The sequence below is a fragment of the Burkholderia sp. JP2-270 genome (assembly GCF_003233675.1).
Classification (GTDB): Bacteria; Pseudomonadota; Gammaproteobacteria; order Burkholderiales; family Burkholderiaceae; genus Burkholderia; species Burkholderia pyrrocinia_C.
In genome coordinates this window covers 1,407,266-1,422,789 of the sequence record NZ_CP029824.1, presented here as the reverse complement: position 1 = coordinate 1,422,789, position 15,524 = coordinate 1,407,266, and the positions used below count along the sequence as shown (strand labels likewise).

15 protein-coding genes and 2 pseudogenes are annotated in these 15,524 nt (G+C 68.4%); 9 read left to right on the top strand and 8 right to left on the bottom strand.

Annotated features, from left to right (window positions below):
* Positions 1-59: 59 nt before the first annotated feature.
* Positions 60-383: an AzlD domain-containing protein gene (locus DM992_RS06825; RefSeq protein WP_111016196.1), complete on the bottom strand. Its 324-nt coding sequence runs from the start codon at positions 381-383 to the stop codon at positions 60-62.
* Positions 380-1,135, bottom strand: coding sequence for an AzlC family ABC transporter permease (locus DM992_RS06820; protein WP_111016195.1), 756 nt, complete (start codon positions 1,133-1,135; stop codon positions 380-382). Before DM992_RS06820 ends, DM992_RS06825 begins: the two co-directional genes overlap by 4 nt.
* A gap of 194 nt (positions 1,136-1,329) precedes the next feature.
* Between DM992_RS06820 and DM992_RS06815 the strand changes: the two genes are divergently transcribed.
* The 6 genes from DM992_RS06815 (at position 1,330) to DM992_RS06790 (ending at position 5,889) form a co-directional block, all read left to right on the top strand.
* Positions 1,330-2,253, top strand: coding sequence for a branched-chain amino acid transaminase (locus tag DM992_RS06815; protein WP_111016194.1), 924 nt, complete (start codon positions 1,330-1,332; stop codon positions 2,251-2,253).
* A gap of 50 nt (positions 2,254-2,303) precedes the next feature.
* On the top strand, positions 2,304-2,498 hold the full coding sequence (locus DM992_RS06810) for a zinc-finger domain-containing protein (protein ID WP_006749970.1): 195 nt from the start codon (positions 2,304-2,306) through the stop codon (positions 2,496-2,498).
* Positions 2,499-2,637: 139 nt separating this feature from the next.
* Complete coding sequence (gene waaF, locus DM992_RS06805; RefSeq protein ID WP_072442744.1) at positions 2,638-3,675, top strand: lipopolysaccharide heptosyltransferase II; 1,038 nt, start codon at positions 2,638-2,640, stop codon at positions 3,673-3,675.
* A gap of 115 nt (positions 3,676-3,790) precedes the next feature.
* Complete coding sequence (locus DM992_RS06800) at positions 3,791-4,237, top strand: nuclear transport factor 2 family protein (protein WP_034178922.1); 447 nt, start codon at positions 3,791-3,793, stop codon at positions 4,235-4,237.
* Positions 4,238-4,271: 34 nt separating this feature from the next.
* Positions 4,272-5,309, top strand: a complete 1,038-nt coding sequence (locus tag DM992_RS06795) for a hydrolase (protein WP_111017843.1) — start codon at positions 4,272-4,274, stop codon at positions 5,307-5,309.
* On the top strand, positions 5,302-5,889 hold the full coding sequence (locus tag DM992_RS06790; RefSeq protein ID WP_111016193.1) for a DUF2946 family protein: 588 nt from the start codon (positions 5,302-5,304) through the stop codon (positions 5,887-5,889). Before DM992_RS06795 ends, DM992_RS06790 begins: the two co-directional genes overlap by 8 nt.
* Before the next feature lie 39 nt (positions 5,890-5,928).
* On the opposite strand, the gene DM992_RS06785 is transcribed toward DM992_RS06790, so the two are convergent.
* Entirely contained in the window at positions 5,929-7,623 is a 1,695-nt protein-coding gene (locus DM992_RS06785; protein WP_111016192.1) for a M48 family metalloprotease, read from the bottom strand.
* A gap of 178 nt (positions 7,624-7,801) precedes the next feature.
* On the opposite strand from DM992_RS06785, the gene moaC reads away from it, so the two are divergent.
* The 3 genes and pseudogenes from moaC to DM992_RS43490 all read left to right on the top strand — a co-directional run bounded on the left by moaC (position 7,802) and on the right by DM992_RS43490 (position 10,225).
* Positions 7,802-8,290, top strand: a complete 489-nt coding sequence (gene moaC / locus DM992_RS06780) for a cyclic pyranopterin monophosphate synthase MoaC (RefSeq protein ID WP_111016191.1) — start codon at positions 7,802-7,804, stop codon at positions 8,288-8,290.
* A 113-nt stretch (positions 8,291-8,403) separates the two neighbouring features.
* Positions 8,404-9,113: pseudogene (locus DM992_RS06775) on the top strand (phage late control D family protein); the annotation flags it as partial.
* A pseudogene (locus tag DM992_RS43490) lies at positions 9,043-10,225 on the top strand (hypothetical protein). The pseudogenes DM992_RS06775 and DM992_RS43490, both read left to right, overlap by 71 nt.
* A gap of 97 nt (positions 10,226-10,322) precedes the next feature.
* Here DM992_RS43490 and DM992_RS06765 read toward each other — a convergent pair.
* From DM992_RS06765 to sucD, 5 genes are all read right to left on the bottom strand, one after another.
* Positions 10,323-10,673 (bottom strand): TonB family protein, encoded by a 351-nt coding sequence (locus DM992_RS06765; RefSeq protein ID WP_034178929.1) that lies wholly within the window; start codon positions 10,671-10,673, stop codon positions 10,323-10,325.
* Positions 10,674-11,129: 456 nt separating this feature from the next.
* Positions 11,130-12,908 (bottom strand): Wzy polymerase domain-containing protein, encoded by a 1,779-nt coding sequence (locus DM992_RS06760; protein ID WP_111016190.1) that lies wholly within the window; start codon positions 12,906-12,908, stop codon positions 11,130-11,132.
* A gap of 153 nt (positions 12,909-13,061) precedes the next feature.
* On the bottom strand, positions 13,062-13,658 hold the full coding sequence (locus tag DM992_RS06755; RefSeq protein ID WP_111016189.1) for a pilin: 597 nt from the start codon (positions 13,656-13,658) through the stop codon (positions 13,062-13,064).
* Positions 13,659-13,755: 97 nt separating this feature from the next.
* Positions 13,756-14,460: a TerC family protein gene (locus DM992_RS06750; RefSeq protein WP_111016188.1), complete on the bottom strand. Its 705-nt coding sequence runs from the start codon at positions 14,458-14,460 to the stop codon at positions 13,756-13,758.
* 156 nt (positions 14,461-14,616) lie between these two features.
* Complete coding sequence (gene sucD, locus DM992_RS06745) at positions 14,617-15,498, bottom strand: succinate--CoA ligase subunit alpha (protein WP_034178933.1); 882 nt, start codon at positions 15,496-15,498, stop codon at positions 14,617-14,619.
* Between the last annotated feature and the right edge of the window lie 26 nt (positions 15,499-15,524).

Here is a 15,524-nt window from a genome sequence, read left to right as displayed (position 1 = left end):
CAGCGCAGCAATCCACGCGCGCGAGCGGCCGATGCCCGGCCGGCCGGAACGGCGGCCCATCAGAAAATCACGCGCAGTGCAGTGAACACGAGCATCCCGACGACGATCGTGCCGAGCATGCTGCGCCGCCACAAGAACCAGCCGAGCCCGGCGAGCGCCGCGTAGAACGGATGGTTGGACAGCGCGAACGACAGCCCGGCCGGCGTTTCGAGCACGTCGGGCAGCACGACGGCGATGAGCGCGGCCGCCGGCGCGTAGCGCAGCGCGCGCTGCGCGCGCTCGGGCAGCACGGTGCGCTCGCCGCCGATCAGGAACAGCGCGCGGGTGACGGCCGTGACGATCGTCATCCCGATGATGACGATCCAGATCTCCGTCGCGCTCATTCGATTTCCTTTTCGTGCACGGTTTCGGTGCGGATGCGCCGCCAGTCGGCCCGTTCGATGAAGAAATCGGCCGTGCTGCCGGCCGCGAGCGCGGCGAGCACCGCGAGCGGCAGCGCGAGCCGGTACGGCAGATCGAACGCGACGAGCGACACGATGCCCGCGACCGCGACGGCCGCGAGCGTCGAGCGGTTCGCGACCGCCGACACCATGATCGGAATCAGCGCGAGCGTGCCGGCCAGTTCCAGCCCCCAGCTCGCGGGAAAGAAGCTCGCCAGCAGGATGCCCGCGAGCGACGACACCTGCCACGACGCCCAGCTCGCCAGCGCCATCCCCCAGAAATACGCTTCCTTGCCCGGCACGTGGCCGTTTGCGAAGCCCTGTTTCTGGAACAGCAGGTAGATCACGTCGCCGTTGAAATAGCCGATCGCGAGGCGCCGCCACAGCGGCAGGTAGGAAAAATGGGGAGCAAGCCCGGCGCTGAAGATCACGAAGCGCGTGTTGACCATCGCGGCCGTGAGCAGCACGGTCCAGATCGGCAGCTTCGCGGCGAGGAGCGGCAGCACCGCGAGCTGCGACGAGCCCGCGTAGACGAGCAGCGACATCGCGCTCGCCTGCCCGAGCGTCATCACCGACTTGCTCATCGCGATGCCGGTGACGAGCCCCCAGGAGAGGATCGCCATCAGTGTCGGGGAATAGTCGCGCGCGCCCTGGATCAGCGCGAAGCGGTCGGTGGCGGACAATCGAGCGAGCATGGGAAAGCGGGCCGCAGCGGGCGGTTCGTCGGGACGCCGGCGCCTCCTGCCGGCACGACCCGTCGTTATTGGAATCGGTGCCGGACGATTATAGCGCCGGCCCCGCGCCGACCGACCGGATCGTCGCCAAATGACGCTAAAATAAGCGTCTTTCCGGCTCAACGCTGCATACAACCGCATCCCAGGAGAATCCTATGTCAATGGCCGACCGCGACGGCAAGATCTGGATGGACGGCAAGCTGATCGACTGGCGCGACGCCAAGATCCACGTCCTGACCCATACGCTGCACTACGGCATGGGCGTCTTCGAGGGCGTGCGCGCGTACCGGACGGCCGACGGCAGCACCGCGATCTTCCGCCTGCGCGAGCACACGAAACGTCTGCTGAATTCGGCGAAGATCTTCCAGATGGACGTGCCGTTCGACCGCGAAACGCTCGAAGCCGCGCAACTCGAAGTCGTGCGCGAGAACAAGCTCGAGTCGTGCTACCTGCGCCCGATCATCTGGGTCGGCTCGGAAAAGCTCGGCGTGTCGGCGAAGGGCAACACGATCCACGTCGCGATCGCCGCGTGGCCGTGGGGTGCGTACCTCGGCGAGGAAGGCCTCGCGAAGGGTATCCGCGTGAAGACGTCGTCGTTCACGCGCCACCACGTGAACGTATCGATGGTGCGCGCGAAGGCGTCGGGTTGGTACGTGAACTCGATCCTGGCAAACCAGGAAGCGACGGCCGACGGCTACGACGAAGCGCTGCTGCTCGACGTCGACGGTTACGTGTCGGAAGGCTCCGGCGAGAATTTCTTCCTCGTGAACAACGGCAAGCTGTACACGCCCGACCTGTCGTCGTGCCTCGACGGCATCACGCGCGACACGGTCATCACGCTCGCGAAGGACGCCGGCATCGAGGTGATCGAGAAGCGCATCACGCGCGACGAGGTCTACACGGCCGACGAGGCGTTCTTCACCGGCACGGCCGCCGAAGTCACGCCGATCCGCGAGCTCGACAACCGCACGATCGGCAGCGGCGCGCGCGGCCCCGTCACGGAAAAGCTCCAGTCGGCGTTTTTCGATATCGTGTCGGGCAAGAACGCGAAGTACGCGCACTGGCTGACGAAGGTCTGAGCGCGCCGCGCCTCCGACCGCCCCACAAAAGAGTGATAAGAGAAAGTCTCATGAGCGAAATCAAGGAAATGCCGCTGGTCGAGCTGACGGCCAAGGATCTTCCCGCCTACTGCCCGAACCCGGCCATGGCGCGCTGGAGCGCGCACCCGCGCGTGTTCATCGACGTCTCGCACGGCGAGGCGCGCTGCCCGTACTGCGGCACGCGCTACAAGCTGCGCGACGGCGAAGTCGTCAAGGGCCACTGAGCCCGGGCGGCCGGGCCCGCGGGCCCGCCGCTCGCGAGGCGGCGCAGCCGGATGCCCGGCGCGCCGCCCTTCCCCATTCTGGCAACCCGAACGCGGCGCCCGCGCGCCGTGCTTCATTACGACATCGGAAGTCCACCTGATGCGTCGAGCGCTGGTTATCGCACCGAACTGGATCGGTGACGCATTGATGGCGCAGCCGCTTTTTGCGCTGCTGAAGAAGCTCCATCCCCGCATCGCGATCGATGCCGTCGCGCCCTCGTGGGTCGCGCCCGTGCTCGAGCGGATGCCCGAGATCCATGATGTCTACGCGACCGATCTCGCGCACGGCAAGCTGCAGCTGCTGCGCCGCTGGCAGCTCGCGAGCGACCTGCGCGACGTCGGCTACGACGCGGCGTACGTGCTGCCGAATTCGCTGAAGTCCGCGGTGATCCCGTGGCTCGCGAACATCCCGCTGCGGATCGGCTACACGGGCGAGCACCGCTACGGGCTGTTGAACGTGCGGCACGCGAACCCCGACAAGTCGGGCGAGCGGCCGCCGATGACGACCCACTACGCGGCGCTCGCGTACGCGCCGGGCGCGAAGCTGCCCGAATCGATGAAGACGCTGCCCGCGCCGCGCCTCGACGCCGACCTGAACGAGACGGCGCGCGTGTCCGCACGTTTCAATCTCGATACACGCAAGCCGCTCGTCGTATTCTGCCCGGGCGCCGAATACGGCCCGGCCAAGCGCTGGCCGCCCGAGCACTTCGCGTCGCTCGCGACGATCGTGCACCAGTCGTTCCCGTACACGCAGATCGTCGCGCTCGGCTCGCAGAAGGACGCCGCGGCCGCGCAGGCGATCGCCGACCACGCGCCGAACGTGCGCAACTTGTGCGGGCAGACGTCGCTGTCCGAGGCGTGCGCGCTGATCGCGCGCGCGAACGCGGTCGTCACCAACGATTCGGGGCTGATGCACGTCGCCGCCGCGCTGCGCCGGCCGCTCGTCGCGCTGTACGGATCGACCGATCCGCGCCACACCCCACCGCTGTCGGACCTGGCGAAGGTACAATGGCTGCATCTCGAATGCAGTCCCTGCTTCGAACGCGAGTGCCCGCTCGGCCACCTGAAGTGCCTGCGCGAACTCGGTCCCGAGCAGGTATTCGGCGATTTGCGCGGCATGCTCGTCGGGCAGCGCTGACCCTGGCCGGCAGCGTCGCACGGCGCGCCGGGCAATCCGATTCACCGGTGTGCGGCGGCCCCATCCGGGCCGCCGCGCTGAATACGGCGCGCGACGCGCGCGAGAGACAACCCCGATGCCACGTTTTGCCCGCCTCTTCGAAGCCGCTGCCGATACGCTGAACGCCTACTACCAGGCCGTCGCCGATGCCAATCTCGACGCGCTGCTGGCGTTGTGGATCGACGAGGATTTCGCCAGCTGCGTGTGGGCGGACGGCGAGCATCTGCACGGCCTCGACCAGATCCGCAGCGGGCTCGCCAACCGGCTCGCGACGCGCCCGGTGACGATCGAACCGCTCGACATCCGCGTCTACGACAGCCTCGGCACGGTCGTCTACACGATCGCCGAAGCGCATCAGCAGGCCGACCTGACGGCCGAACCCGACATGGTTTTCGCCACGTACGTGATGATTCACGAACGCGGCGAGTGGCGCATCGCGCATATCCACGCGAGCCCGATTCCCGAACAAGCGGCCGGGCAGTTCGCCGCGAAGATCCGTCATGGGCAGGGCCCGCTGCACTGACGAAAAGACGAAGCAACGCATACGCGGGGCGATCATGAGTACGGCTTCTCCGCCCACCTCGCCGCTCGCCGGGGCCCCGGCCCCGGACGACGACACACTGCGCTATCGCGCACCGCGCTGGCTGCCGAACAGCCATGCGCAAACCATCGTGCCCGCGCTGTTCGCGCGACGACCGGCCGTCGCCTACCGACGAGAGCGATGGCAAACCCCCGATCACGACTTCATCGATCTCGACTGGGTCGCCCATCTCGACAGTGCGGCGCCGCCGCCCGATGCGCCGCTGTTCGTGCTGTTCCACGGCCTCGAAGGCAGTTCCGGATCGCACTACGCGCTCGAGATGATGGCCGCCGCGCGCGCGAAGGGCTGGCACGCCGTCGTGCCGCACTTTCGCAGTTGCAGCGGCGAGATCAACCGCCAGCCGCGCTTCTACCATCTCGCCGATAGCGCCGAGGTCGACTGGATCCTGCGCCGGCTCGCCGCGCAGCATCGCGGGCCGCTGGTCGCGGCCGGCGTATCGCTCGGCGGCAACGTGCTGCTGCACTGGCTCGGCGAGCATCGCAGCGACACGTCGATCCTGCGGGCGGCCGCCGCGATCTCGACGCCGATCGACGTGCATGCGGGCGGCCGCGCGCTGTCGCAGGGGTTCGCGATGGTCTATACGCGCAGCTTCCTGAAGACGCTCAAGCGCAAGGCGCTCGCGAAGCTCGACCAGTACCCGGGGCTGTTCGACCGCGACGCGATGCTGCAGGCCGTGACGATGCGCGACTTCGACGAAGCCGTGACAGCGCCGCTGCACGGTTTCGCAAACGCCGACGACTACTGGACGAAGGCGACGACGCGGCCGCTGCTGCCCGCGATCGACGTGCCGACGCTGATCCTCAACGCCCGCAACGACCCGTTCCTGCCCGAATCGGCACTGCCGGGCCCGGCCGACGTATCGCCGGCCGTCGAGCTCGACCAGCCCGAGGCCGGCGGGCACGCGGGATTCATGACCGGGCCGTTCCCCGGCCGCCTCGACTGGCTGTCGGCGCGGGTGTTCGGCTATTGCTCGAAATTCGTCGACCATGGATGACATCGTCAGGCAGGCGCTCGCCAAATGGCCGAACGTGCCGCACTGCACCGGCTGGCTGCTGCTCGACCGGCGCGGCGAATGGCGGCTGCGCGACGACGCGGCGCAGGCGGCCGGCGAGCTCGGCTCGCCGATCCGGCATGCGGCGCTGAATGCGTTCATCGGCCGCAACTACGAATGCGACGCGCGGGGCCGGTGGTTCTTCCAGAACGGGCCGCAGCGCGTGTACGTCGAGCTCGCCTATACGCCGTGGGTCGTCCGGCTCGCCGAGCGCGACGGACAGCTCACGCTCACCGACCAGACGGGCGCCGCGTTCGAACCGGACGAAGCATGGCTCGACGATGGGGGCGGCGTGCTGTTTCGCGATGCGGGCGTGCCGCCGCGCATCGCGGCGCTGCACGACCACGATCTCGGGCTGTTCGCCGATCACGCGGATTTCGACGCCGCGCCGCCCGTGCTGCGCTGGCGTGACGGCCGCGCGCTGCCGCTCGGCAACATCGTCTGCGCGGACGTGCCCGCACGGTTCGGCTACGTCGCGAGTCCGGCGCGACAGGCACGCGACGCGGCCGACAGCGACAACTGACCCGCCCCCGCCCTTCCCGCGTTCGCCGCGCGCCGGCCGCTACCCGCGGCCATTCTTCTCGTCGTCGCGCTCTTCCTTGTAGCGCGCCTCGAATTCCAGCAGCCGCGCGCCGATGATCGACTGCTCGTAAAACGACACGTCCTTCGCATCGCGCGCTTCCTTCAACTGACGAATCGCCGACGGCCATGCACCGTCGAGCGCGAGTTTCTCCGCGAGCGCGCGGCGCCGCGCGAGCACGTCGCCCTTGCCGTCGCTCGCCTTCGCGAGGTAGTCCCACCAGTCCGGCTGCTCGGGATCGGCCTGCGCCTGCGCGCGTGCGAGCGCCTGCGCTTCGGCGAAGCGGCGCGCGGCGATCAGCGCCTGCAGGTGCGCGACGATCGCCGCGTGCGACGCCGGCCAGCGCCGCTGCGCGAGCGCCGCGAGCCGCACCGCGTCGTCGGTCCGGCCCGCACGGCGCGCGATGTCGGCAGCCAGCACGTCGAGGCTCGGCGAACTCGTCGCCGGGTCGTCCTCGCGCCGCTCGCGCGCATCGAACGCGCCGCGCGCCGCAGCGAGCGCCTTGTCCGCCGCGTCGTACTGGCCGAGCAGCGTGTTCGCGAGCGCGATGCCGTACCAGTTCGCCGCGACGTTAGGCGCCGTGCGATCGTCGATCTCGAGCTGCATCCGGCGCGCCTCGGCCGAGATGTCGGTCGGCGCGCGGTTCTGCAGGACGCGCAGCCGCGCGCGCACGAACCCGTACTCGGCCGACTGGCGCGGCTGCCGGTACGGCGCGCGGCGCGCGCGATCCTCCATGTCGGCGATCCGCTCGCCGGTCAGCGGGTGCGTGCGCGCATAGGCCGGCACGCCCGCATCGCCCATCGACGCGCGCTCGAGCCGCTCGAAGAAACCCGGCATCCCGTACGGGTCGTAGCCTGCGCCAGCGAGCAGCTGGAAGCCGACGCGATCGGCCTCGCGCTCGGCCGAACGCGAGAAGCGCAACTGGTTGTCCACCGCATACGCCTGCCCGCCCATCGCGATCGCGCTGCCGAGATCGCCGCTTCTCGCGAGCACGCCGGCCAGCACGCCGAGCAGCATCGTCGCGAGCGCCGTGTAGCCGCCCTTTTCGCTAGCACCGATCATCCGCGCGATGTGCCGCTGCAGCACGTGGCCCATCTCGTGGCCGACCACCGACGCGAGCTCCGATTCCGTCTGCGTCGTGACCACGAGCCCGCTGTTGATCCCGATGAAGCCACCCGGCATCGAGAACGCGTTGATCTGCGGATCGCGCACCGGGAACAGGTCGAAATCCGGCGTGTAGCCGCCGATGTAGCGCGCGGCCGCCGCGGCTGCGAGGCGCGCTGCCATCGCGTTCAGGTAGTCGCGTACGAGCCAGTCGTCGAGATAGTCGGGATCGCGCCGCACTTCGCGCATCACGCGCTCGCCGAGCCGTCGCTCGGCCCGCGGCGTCAGCGAACCGCCGGAGCCGTCGCCGAGGTCGGGCAGCTCGAGTGCGCGCAGCGGCGCACGCAGGCTCGCAGCCGGCGCCGACGCGCCGCCCGCGCCTGAAAACCGGCTCTCCGCGCCGCCGTACGTGCCGAACACGCCGGCCGCGATGCCGGGCGGCACGGTGGAAATCGGCGCGGAGCCGCCGGCCGCCGGCTCGAGCGGCGGCGCGGACGCGCTCTGCGCATGGCCGCTCGGCGGCAACGCGAGCGCCGCCGACAGCGACATGGCAAGCAACTGTTTGACACGCATGGCAGGATGAAAACGACGCCGTCCCGCGCGCCGGGCGCGCATCGCGGCGTTTGGTCTGAATATTCGGGTCATTGTACCGGCGCATGCGCGACTGTCTCGTGCCGCGCATGCGTGATCTGCGCCCCCGGCGACGCGAACGCCGCTGCTATGATAAGCGCCCGTCGACACGGAGCAAGACATGTCAGGACTCACCCATTTCGATGCCGCCGGCCATGCGCACATGGTCGACGTCGGCGGCAAGCAGGAAACCCGGCGCATCGCGATCGCGCGCGGCACGATCCGGATGCTGCCGGCCACGTTCGCGCTGATCCGCGACGGCAAGGCGAAGAAAGGCGACGTGCTCGGCGTCGCGCGCATCGCAGCCATCCAGGGCGCAAAGCGCACGGCCGACCTCATTCCGCTGTGCCACCCGCTCGCGCTGACGCGCGTGGCCGTCGACTTCGAACTCGACGATGCGCTGCCCGGCGTCCACTGCCGCGTGCAGGTCGAGACGTTCGGCCGGACCGGCGTCGAGATGGAGGCGCTGACCGCCGTGCAGGTCGGGCTGCTGACCGTCTACGACATGTGCAAGGCCGTCGATCGCGGGATGGTGATCACCGATGTGAGCGTGCGGGAAAAGCGCGGCGGGAAGTCGGGGGACTGGAAGGCGGAGGACGCGGCGGGTTAAAGCCAGGTAGCCGCCCGCCTGCAAATTCGAGATAGGACCGGTTTTCTCATACAATTACCGGATTCCGCACGGGAGAGCGTGCGAACCCGCACAAAAAAAAGCGAGCGCTGGTGATGAATTCGCAAGCGTTAAGAAGCGCATTGCTGGCCGGACCGGTTCAGCACGAGCGGCTTGTCAAACTGGATACGCCGCTCGGCCCCACGTCCTGCTGCCGCATCGCGTCAAGGGACGATCGCGGCTCGGGCGCCATTTCGAGTTCACCGTCGATACCGTCTCGGTATCGGACAACCTCGAACTCAAGAAACTGATCGCACAGCCGGCGACGCTGTGGATCCAGCAGGCCGACCGGTCGTATGCGCCTCACCACGGCTACGTGCATGCCGCTCGCCGGCTCGGATCGGACAGCGGCGTCACGCACTATCAGATCGTGTTTGCGTCGTTCCTGCACTTCCTGAAGTTCCGCCGCGATCAGCGCATCTGGCAGGACCGGTCCGCGGACGACATCATCACCGACGTGCTGAACCAGCATCCGCAGGCCCAGGGGCGCTTCACCTTCAAGCTCTACCAGCCGCTGCCGTCCCGCTCGTTCTGCATGCAATACGAAGACGACTGGAATTTCGTGCATCGCCTGATGGAATCGGAAGGCCTGTACGGCTTCTGGGAACAGGACAAGGACGGCAAGTCGCATCGGCTCGTCATCGTCGACCGTATCGAGGCACTGCCCGCGCTGTCGCCGCGAACCGTGCGCTTTCATCACGCAGGCACGGGCGACGAAGCCGACACGCTCGTCCAGTTCTCCGGTACGCGCATGCTGCGAAGCGTCGAGCGCACCGCGCGCAGCACTGCGTCCAGCAGGTCCGCAATCCGCAATCCGCAAGGCGACGGTAGCGGCAACGTCGATATCTCGCCGCCGCTGCGCGACGCGCTTCGCGCATACAAACAGGCACTCGCCGGCGCGATCGACGCGCGGCTCGCGTGCAGCGACGAACACGTCGAACCGGCTGCACTGAAACGCACGCTCGCGGCCGCGCTCGGCGTGCCGGCCCAGTCGGCCCAGTCGGCCGCGCCGAAAAACGGCGAATCGGCGTTCGGCCGCAATCCGGACGTCGACGTCGAACGCGGCGGTACGTCCCGCCCGCTCCTCTTCGTGCGCGCCGGCTTCGACATTGCGTGCGGCGACGACAACCTGCTCACCGCGTACGCATGGGAAAACGGCGGCTGGCGGCGCGTGCTGCGCTGGCAGGCCGACGATTGCAAGGACATCGGCGGCGCCTACGGCGGCGGCTTCTGGTTCTCCGCGCTGCCCGGCGGGCAGGTCGCGGTCGTCCACGGCACGCCGTGGTGCTCGTCGCGCTGGAGCCGGTTCGGCGCGAACGTGGTCGCGCCGGCAAACGGCTCGACTACGCAACGCACGGTGTTCCATACCGAACACGGCTACGTGATCGACGACGACGCAATCCGGTTCAAGGTACGCCCCGACGGCTTCGAGCTGCGCACGACGGTCGGCTCGCTCGACAGCGAAGTCATGACTCGCCGGGCATCTTCCGCTACCGCGCCGACGGCGACACCGTGCAACGCGTGCAGCCCGCGGCGCTCAACGGCCGGGATTTTGTCGACGAATGGCTGAAGGTGGACGATGCGCTTGCGCGCGAATGGAGCGAGCCCGCCGCCGCAGCGGCCGTGCTGAAAGCCCGGCAGGCGTTCACTGCGGAAAGCAAGGCGCCCGATACCGGCTTCGCGTACGGCCCCGTGCGCGGCTGCTCGGACAGCAAGGACCGCTTTCAGGCCGAACTGGATCTGACGGGCAAGAGCGGGGAAACAGTCGCGCGGCGCTATGCGCGGATTCGCCAGGAGCGCATCGGATTCACGATGCTCGGGCTGCGCAATTCGGCCGAACCGGCCTGCCGCGGCGCGAACCTGATGCCGCAGCACTGAACATCGGGCGCGCGCGGCGCAACGGCCGCGCGCAACGGTGCGGCCGGCCTGCGGCAAAACCGGACGGAAAACGGCGTGCAGGGCACGCCGTCCGACATCACTCGCCGCGTCGCGGCTCGAACACGAACGGCTGGGTCAGCAGGAACGGATTCGCGGTCGCGCCCGTCTGCGCGCAGGTCGCATGCGTCATCGCGTCGACGGCCGCACGATCGGCGGCCGCATTGCGGCTGCTCGTCGTCACGGTGACGTTCTGCGCTTCGCCTGACGTCGTCATCAGCGCGCGCACGAGCACGGTCGCCGGACGCGTGAGCGGCTTCGCGGTGTCCGGATAGACGGCACGCGGAATGTGGCAGGTCAGCTTGCTTTCCTGCGACGACGACAGCATCGCGCAGCCGGAAAACAGCATCGCGACAGCGGGCAGGATCAGGTAGGTCGAGCGAATGGCCATGGTCGAATATCGTTCTTCATCACTGTTCTGGACGAACGCGCCGCGCACCGGAAGACCTCGCTTCCGCATCACGTGCGTCGCACTGCGCCGCGGCCATCGGACCGGCGCCCCGTTACGGCCGCACGGCCGATCGATGCTCGGCCGCGATCCTGCCTGGCGGGGTTCCCGGATAGCCAAGGTGGGCCCGTGCTCACGCCGGGCCCCGTGCCATATGCGGGCCGGCTCGCGAGCGCTTGCGCGCATTGTGCACGCGCCACGCGGTCAGCGGCGCCGATTTGACAATGGTTGACGCGAATCGACGCGCCTTCGGCCGGAATCCACGCCATTCGCGAGGTAATCGAAACCCGACCGAATTCACGCGGTTCACGCAGGGCCGATCTGTCCGACGGCTGCCCCTGTCGTGCGCCACGACGCGGCAATCGCCGGAATTCCCCGTTCCGGCGTCCGCTGCACGTGTTAATCCGAGTCGTCGTCGTCCGAGTCGTCGGCCGCATCGGCCGGCACTTCCCCGTACTTCGCGACAACGGCCGCCTTGAACGTCTTCAGCGCCGGCTGCTGGTCGCACAGCTTGTACAGCAGGGCCAGTTGCTGCGGCCAGTCCTTCAACTCCTTCGCAAACACGTGCAGGCGCGCGACAGTATCGAGCGCGTCGGCCTCGCGGCCTGCCAGCGCCTGCAGCGCCGCATAGCGGCGCAGCACCGTCTCGCCGGGCAGCAGCGCAATCGCACGCTCATGGGCGGCGAGCTTGGCCGGCAAGTCTTCCGGCGAAATCGTCAGCAGCGTCGCCGCGCCATAATCGCCCCACGCGCCGAACAGCAGCGATGGCGCATCGCGATACTGCGCCGCCGGGTCGCTGCCGTAATACAGCACTTCCGCGCGCTGGTAGTCGCGCAGCACGGGCACCGCCGCCAGCACGCCGCCGAACGACAGCACCGCGAACAGCCCGAACGCCGCGCGGCCCGGCAGGATGCGCAGCGGCTTCACGTCGAGCAGCCCGATCACGAACATCGCCGGTAGCAGGAAGAACATGTACTGCTGCGGATACTCGACGAGCGCATGCATCAGCAGGATGCCGATCAGCGCAAAGCCGAACACGCGCGTGCTCGACTGCGGCGCGCGTAGCGCACGCACGAACCACATCACGAGCGTGACGGCAAGCACGCCAAGGCCGGCGAGACCGGACTTCGCGAGCAGGTCGATGAAGATGTCGTGCGAGTTGTTCGCGATCTCGACGCCGCCGAGCGTGCGCACGAGCGCAAACTGGTGCGACGGGAATTCGCCCCAGCCGACGCCGAGCAGCGGATGCTCGCGGAACATCGCGAGCCCGTACTTCCACAGTGCGAGGCGCGGCGCGATCTGCCCCGCATCGCGCATCCGGTCGGCCGCCGATTCCGCGAGATTCAGGTGATAGTGCACGTTGGTCCAGCGCACCGCGACGTTCACCGTGATGAACGCAACCGCGAGCACGACCGGCATCAGCCACGCACGCGTATTGCCCGGCGCACGGCGCGATTCGAGCCATGCCATCCAGAAGCCCGCGACGACCATCACCGCGACCTGCAGCCAGGGTCCGCGCGACACCGTCAGCGCGAGACCGACCGACAGCACGATCGACAGCACGAACCACGCCCATACCGCGAGCCGGCGTGTCTGTACGAGATACAGCGCACCCGCGAGCGCGAACGCGATGTAGGTGGCCAGATGGTTCGCCTGCGCCATGTTGCCATACGGGCGGCGATCGACCGCGATGTTGTACATCACGACGAACGGCGATACGGCCGACTCGAGGTGAAACAACTGCACGATCTGCGTTCCGACCGCGAACACCCCGCCGACGAGCAGCGCACCGGCCATCATCCGCGAGACGACTTCGGCCAACCCGTCGCGCGCGAGCGCGTAGCCGGCCTGCATCGCGACCAGCGCGGCGGTGAGATAGCCGAGCGCCAGCCAGTTCATCGACGGCACCTTGAGCGACATCAGCGCGACTTGCGCGATCAGCACCGCGGCGAACCCGAGCGGTACGACGAACGCGGCCGGCGCGGCAAACGGCTCGGCCGCACGGCTCGTCCGCGCGAGCAGGACGACCGACAGCCCCACCAGCAGATACAGCACCAGCGCGGAAAATTCGGAATAGAAGGTCGGGATCGGATACGTGTGATTCGTGATCGCGTACGGCACGATCAGGGCGACAGCCAGCGCAACGAGCGACAAAGAACGGGAAAAAGTAGAAGGCATGAGCGAACCGGATGTCAGCAACCGGCGCACTATACAAAACTTTCCCCCCTCTGTGCGGGGCCGTCGCGCAACCATCCGATTCGGCGCGACCGATCCGGCCGGCCGAAGCGACGGCCGGCGTGCCACGCGCGCCGCCGCCGTCCTCCGCCGGCGCTACGCGCGGCACTCCGCGGGCGCATATTTCGCAGGCAGCGTCGCGGCCGTGCCCGGCAGCGGCCCGGCCCCCGGTGCCGGCAGCGACGACGCATCCTTGCCGGCGGCGAAGCACTCCCACGCAATTGCACCGGCTTGCATCGCGCCCTTTTTGAGTGCCACGCGCGCGGTGGGCGCATCGGCCTTGTCGGGCGCGGATGGCACGAGTACCAGCGTATTCGTGCCGGCTGCGGCGACGCGGGTCGTGAACGCAACCGTGATCTGGCCGGTCTCGCCGTCGATGGCAACCGATTCGACGTTGCGGGTCGCGGCCGGCGGGCTGTAGCCGCCATCGAGGCTCGCGCCGCTCGCCGCGTTGTCGGCGATCGCGAGCCGCGCGGACGACGCGAGCGCGAGCCCCTCGCCGACGCGCGAACGCGCGAGGTAATCCTGGTACGCAGGAATCGCATAGGCCGCGACGACGCCGACGATCGCCAGCACGATCATCAGCTCGATCAGCGTGAAGCCGGCCGGCCGCCAGCGCGGCGACGGCCGGTTCGCGCGCCGCAGATCGGCGGCAACGCGACGGAACAGTGAAACGGAAAAGGCTTCGAACATGGCAGGCTCCGGAAACGAAAAACGCCTGCCGGTAAAGGCAGGCGTCTCGATCGTAGCCAGCGGACCGCGATTCCGGCAGTCGGCCGGACGGCCAATGTCAGTGCGCGCCCGGTGCGCCGCGGCGGCGCCTGAGCGCGTAACCGGCCGCCACGACGAATAGTGCGCCGACCATGCTCGCGCCGTAGAGCGCGGGTGGCGTGTCGAGCACCGGCCAGCGATCGCCGACAGGGTCGTTCACGATCAGCCCGCCCGCGATCCAGCCGAGCAGCGCGGCGCCGAGCGTGACGATGACGGGGAAGCGGTCGAGCAGCTTCAGCACCAGCGTGCTGCCCCACACGATGATCGGCACGCTGACGACGAGCCCGAAGATCACGAGCGCGATCCGGTGCGACGGGTCGGCCTGCTCGGCCGCGCCGGCGATCGCGATCACGTTGTCGAGGCTCATCACCGCATCGGCGATCACGATCGTCTTCACGGCGCCCCACAGCCGGTCGGCCGGCTTGATGTGATCGTGTGCATCGGCGGCCGGCGCCATCAGCTTGACGCCGATCCACAGCAGCAGCAGCCCGCCGCCGATCTTCAGGAACGGCACGTCGAGCAGCGCGACCGCGAACGTGATCAGCGCGACGCGCAGCAGGATCGCCCCCGCGGTGCCCCAGACGACCCCGCGCAGCCGCTGGTTCGCCGGCAGGTTGCGGCACGCGAGCGCGATCACGACCGCGTTGTCGCCGCCGAGCAGGATGTCGATGATGACGATCTGGAGAACGGCGCCCCAGTGCAGCGACGTCAGGAATTCGAGCATGGGGGGATGTGCAGAATATGGCCACCCGGCGGGCGGCGCGGTTCATCGCCGGCACATGCGCGATGCATGCCCGGTGCTTACGAATTCATTGCGCGAGCATAACAAAAAACGCCGGCAAAGCCGGCGTTTTCTGCAGGACGAACCCAGGCGGAAATATTACAGCGCTGCCTTCAGCAGGCGGCCCATTTCCGACGGGTTGCGCGTGACGGTAATGCCGCACGCTTCCATGATTTCCAGCTTCGCTTCGGCCGTGTCCGCACCGCCCGAGATCAGCGCGCCGGCGTGACCCATGCGCTTGCCCGGAGGCGCCGTGACGCCGGCGATGAAGCCGACGACCGGCTTCTTCATGTTGGCCTTGATCCACTCGGCCGCATTGGCTTCGTCCGGACCGCCGATTTCGCCGATCATCACGACTGCGTCCGTATCCGGATCGTCGTTGAACATCTTCATCACGTCGATGTGCTTCAGACCGTTGATCGGGTCGCCGCCGATGCCGACTGCCGACGACTGGCCGAGGCCGAGTGCCGTCAGCTGCGCCACGGCTTCATACGTCAGCGTGCCCGAACGCGACACGACGCCGATGCGGCCCTTGCGGTGGATGTGACCCGGCATGATGCCGATCTTCAGTTCGTCCGGCGTGATCGTTCCCGGGCAGTTCGGCCCGAGCAGCAGCGTCTTGCGGCCTTCGCGGCGCATGCGGTCCTTCACTTCGATCATGTCGCGCACGGGGATGCCTTCCGTGATGCAGATCGCGAGATCCAGATCGGCTTCGACCGCTTCCCAGATCGCAGCGGCTGCGCCTGCCGGCGGAACGTAGATGACCGACACGGTCGCGCCGGTTTCTTCCTTCGCTTCCTTGACGCTTGCGTAGATCGGAATGCCTTCGAAATCTTCGCCGGCCTTCTTCGGGTTCACGCCCGCGACGAATGCTTCGCGGCCGTTTGCATATTCACGGCAGGCGCGCGTATGGAACTGACCGGTTTTGCCGGTGATGCCCTGCGTGATGACCTTCGTGTCCTTGTTGATCAGAATCGACATGTATTTTGACCTCTGTTCGATTGGCG

Excerpts from the sequence above, each read along its gene's own strand:
- DM992_RS06825 (WP_111016196.1), bottom strand. The coding sequence starts at position 383 with ATGAGCGCGACGGAGATCTGGATCGTCATCATCGGGATGACGATCGTC.
- DM992_RS06820 (WP_111016195.1), bottom strand. The coding sequence starts at position 1,135 with ATGCTCGCTCGATTGTCCGCCACCGACCGCTTCGCGCTGATCCAGGGC.
- DM992_RS06815 (WP_111016194.1), top strand. The coding sequence starts at position 1,330 with ATGTCAATGGCCGACCGCGACGGCAAGATCTGGATGGACGGCAAGCTG.
- DM992_RS06810 (WP_006749970.1), top strand. The coding sequence starts at position 2,304 with ATGAGCGAAATCAAGGAAATGCCGCTGGTCGAGCTGACGGCCAAGGAT.
- waaF (WP_072442744.1), top strand. The coding sequence starts at position 2,638 with ATGCGTCGAGCGCTGGTTATCGCACCGAACTGGATCGGTGACGCATTG.
- DM992_RS06800 (WP_034178922.1), top strand. The coding sequence starts at position 3,791 with ATGCCACGTTTTGCCCGCCTCTTCGAAGCCGCTGCCGATACGCTGAAC.
- DM992_RS06795 (WP_111017843.1), top strand. The coding sequence starts at position 4,272 with ATGAGTACGGCTTCTCCGCCCACCTCGCCGCTCGCCGGGGCCCCGGCC.
- DM992_RS06790 (WP_111016193.1), top strand. The coding sequence starts at position 5,302 with ATGGATGACATCGTCAGGCAGGCGCTCGCCAAATGGCCGAACGTGCCG.
- DM992_RS06785 (WP_111016192.1), bottom strand. The coding sequence starts at position 7,623 with ATGCGTGTCAAACAGTTGCTTGCCATGTCGCTGTCGGCGGCGCTCGCG.
- moaC (WP_111016191.1), top strand. The coding sequence starts at position 7,802 with ATGTCAGGACTCACCCATTTCGATGCCGCCGGCCATGCGCACATGGTC.
- DM992_RS06765 (WP_034178929.1), bottom strand. The coding sequence starts at position 10,673 with ATGGCCATTCGCTCGACCTACCTGATCCTGCCCGCTGTCGCGATGCTG.
- DM992_RS06760 (WP_111016190.1), bottom strand. The coding sequence starts at position 12,908 with ATGCCTTCTACTTTTTCCCGTTCTTTGTCGCTCGTTGCGCTGGCTGTC.
- DM992_RS06755 (WP_111016189.1), bottom strand. The coding sequence starts at position 13,658 with ATGTTCGAAGCCTTTTCCGTTTCACTGTTCCGTCGCGTTGCCGCCGAT.
- DM992_RS06750 (WP_111016188.1), bottom strand. The coding sequence starts at position 14,460 with ATGCTCGAATTCCTGACGTCGCTGCACTGGGGCGCCGTTCTCCAGATC.
- sucD (WP_034178933.1), bottom strand. The coding sequence starts at position 15,498 with ATGTCGATTCTGATCAACAAGGACACGAAGGTCATCACGCAGGGCATC.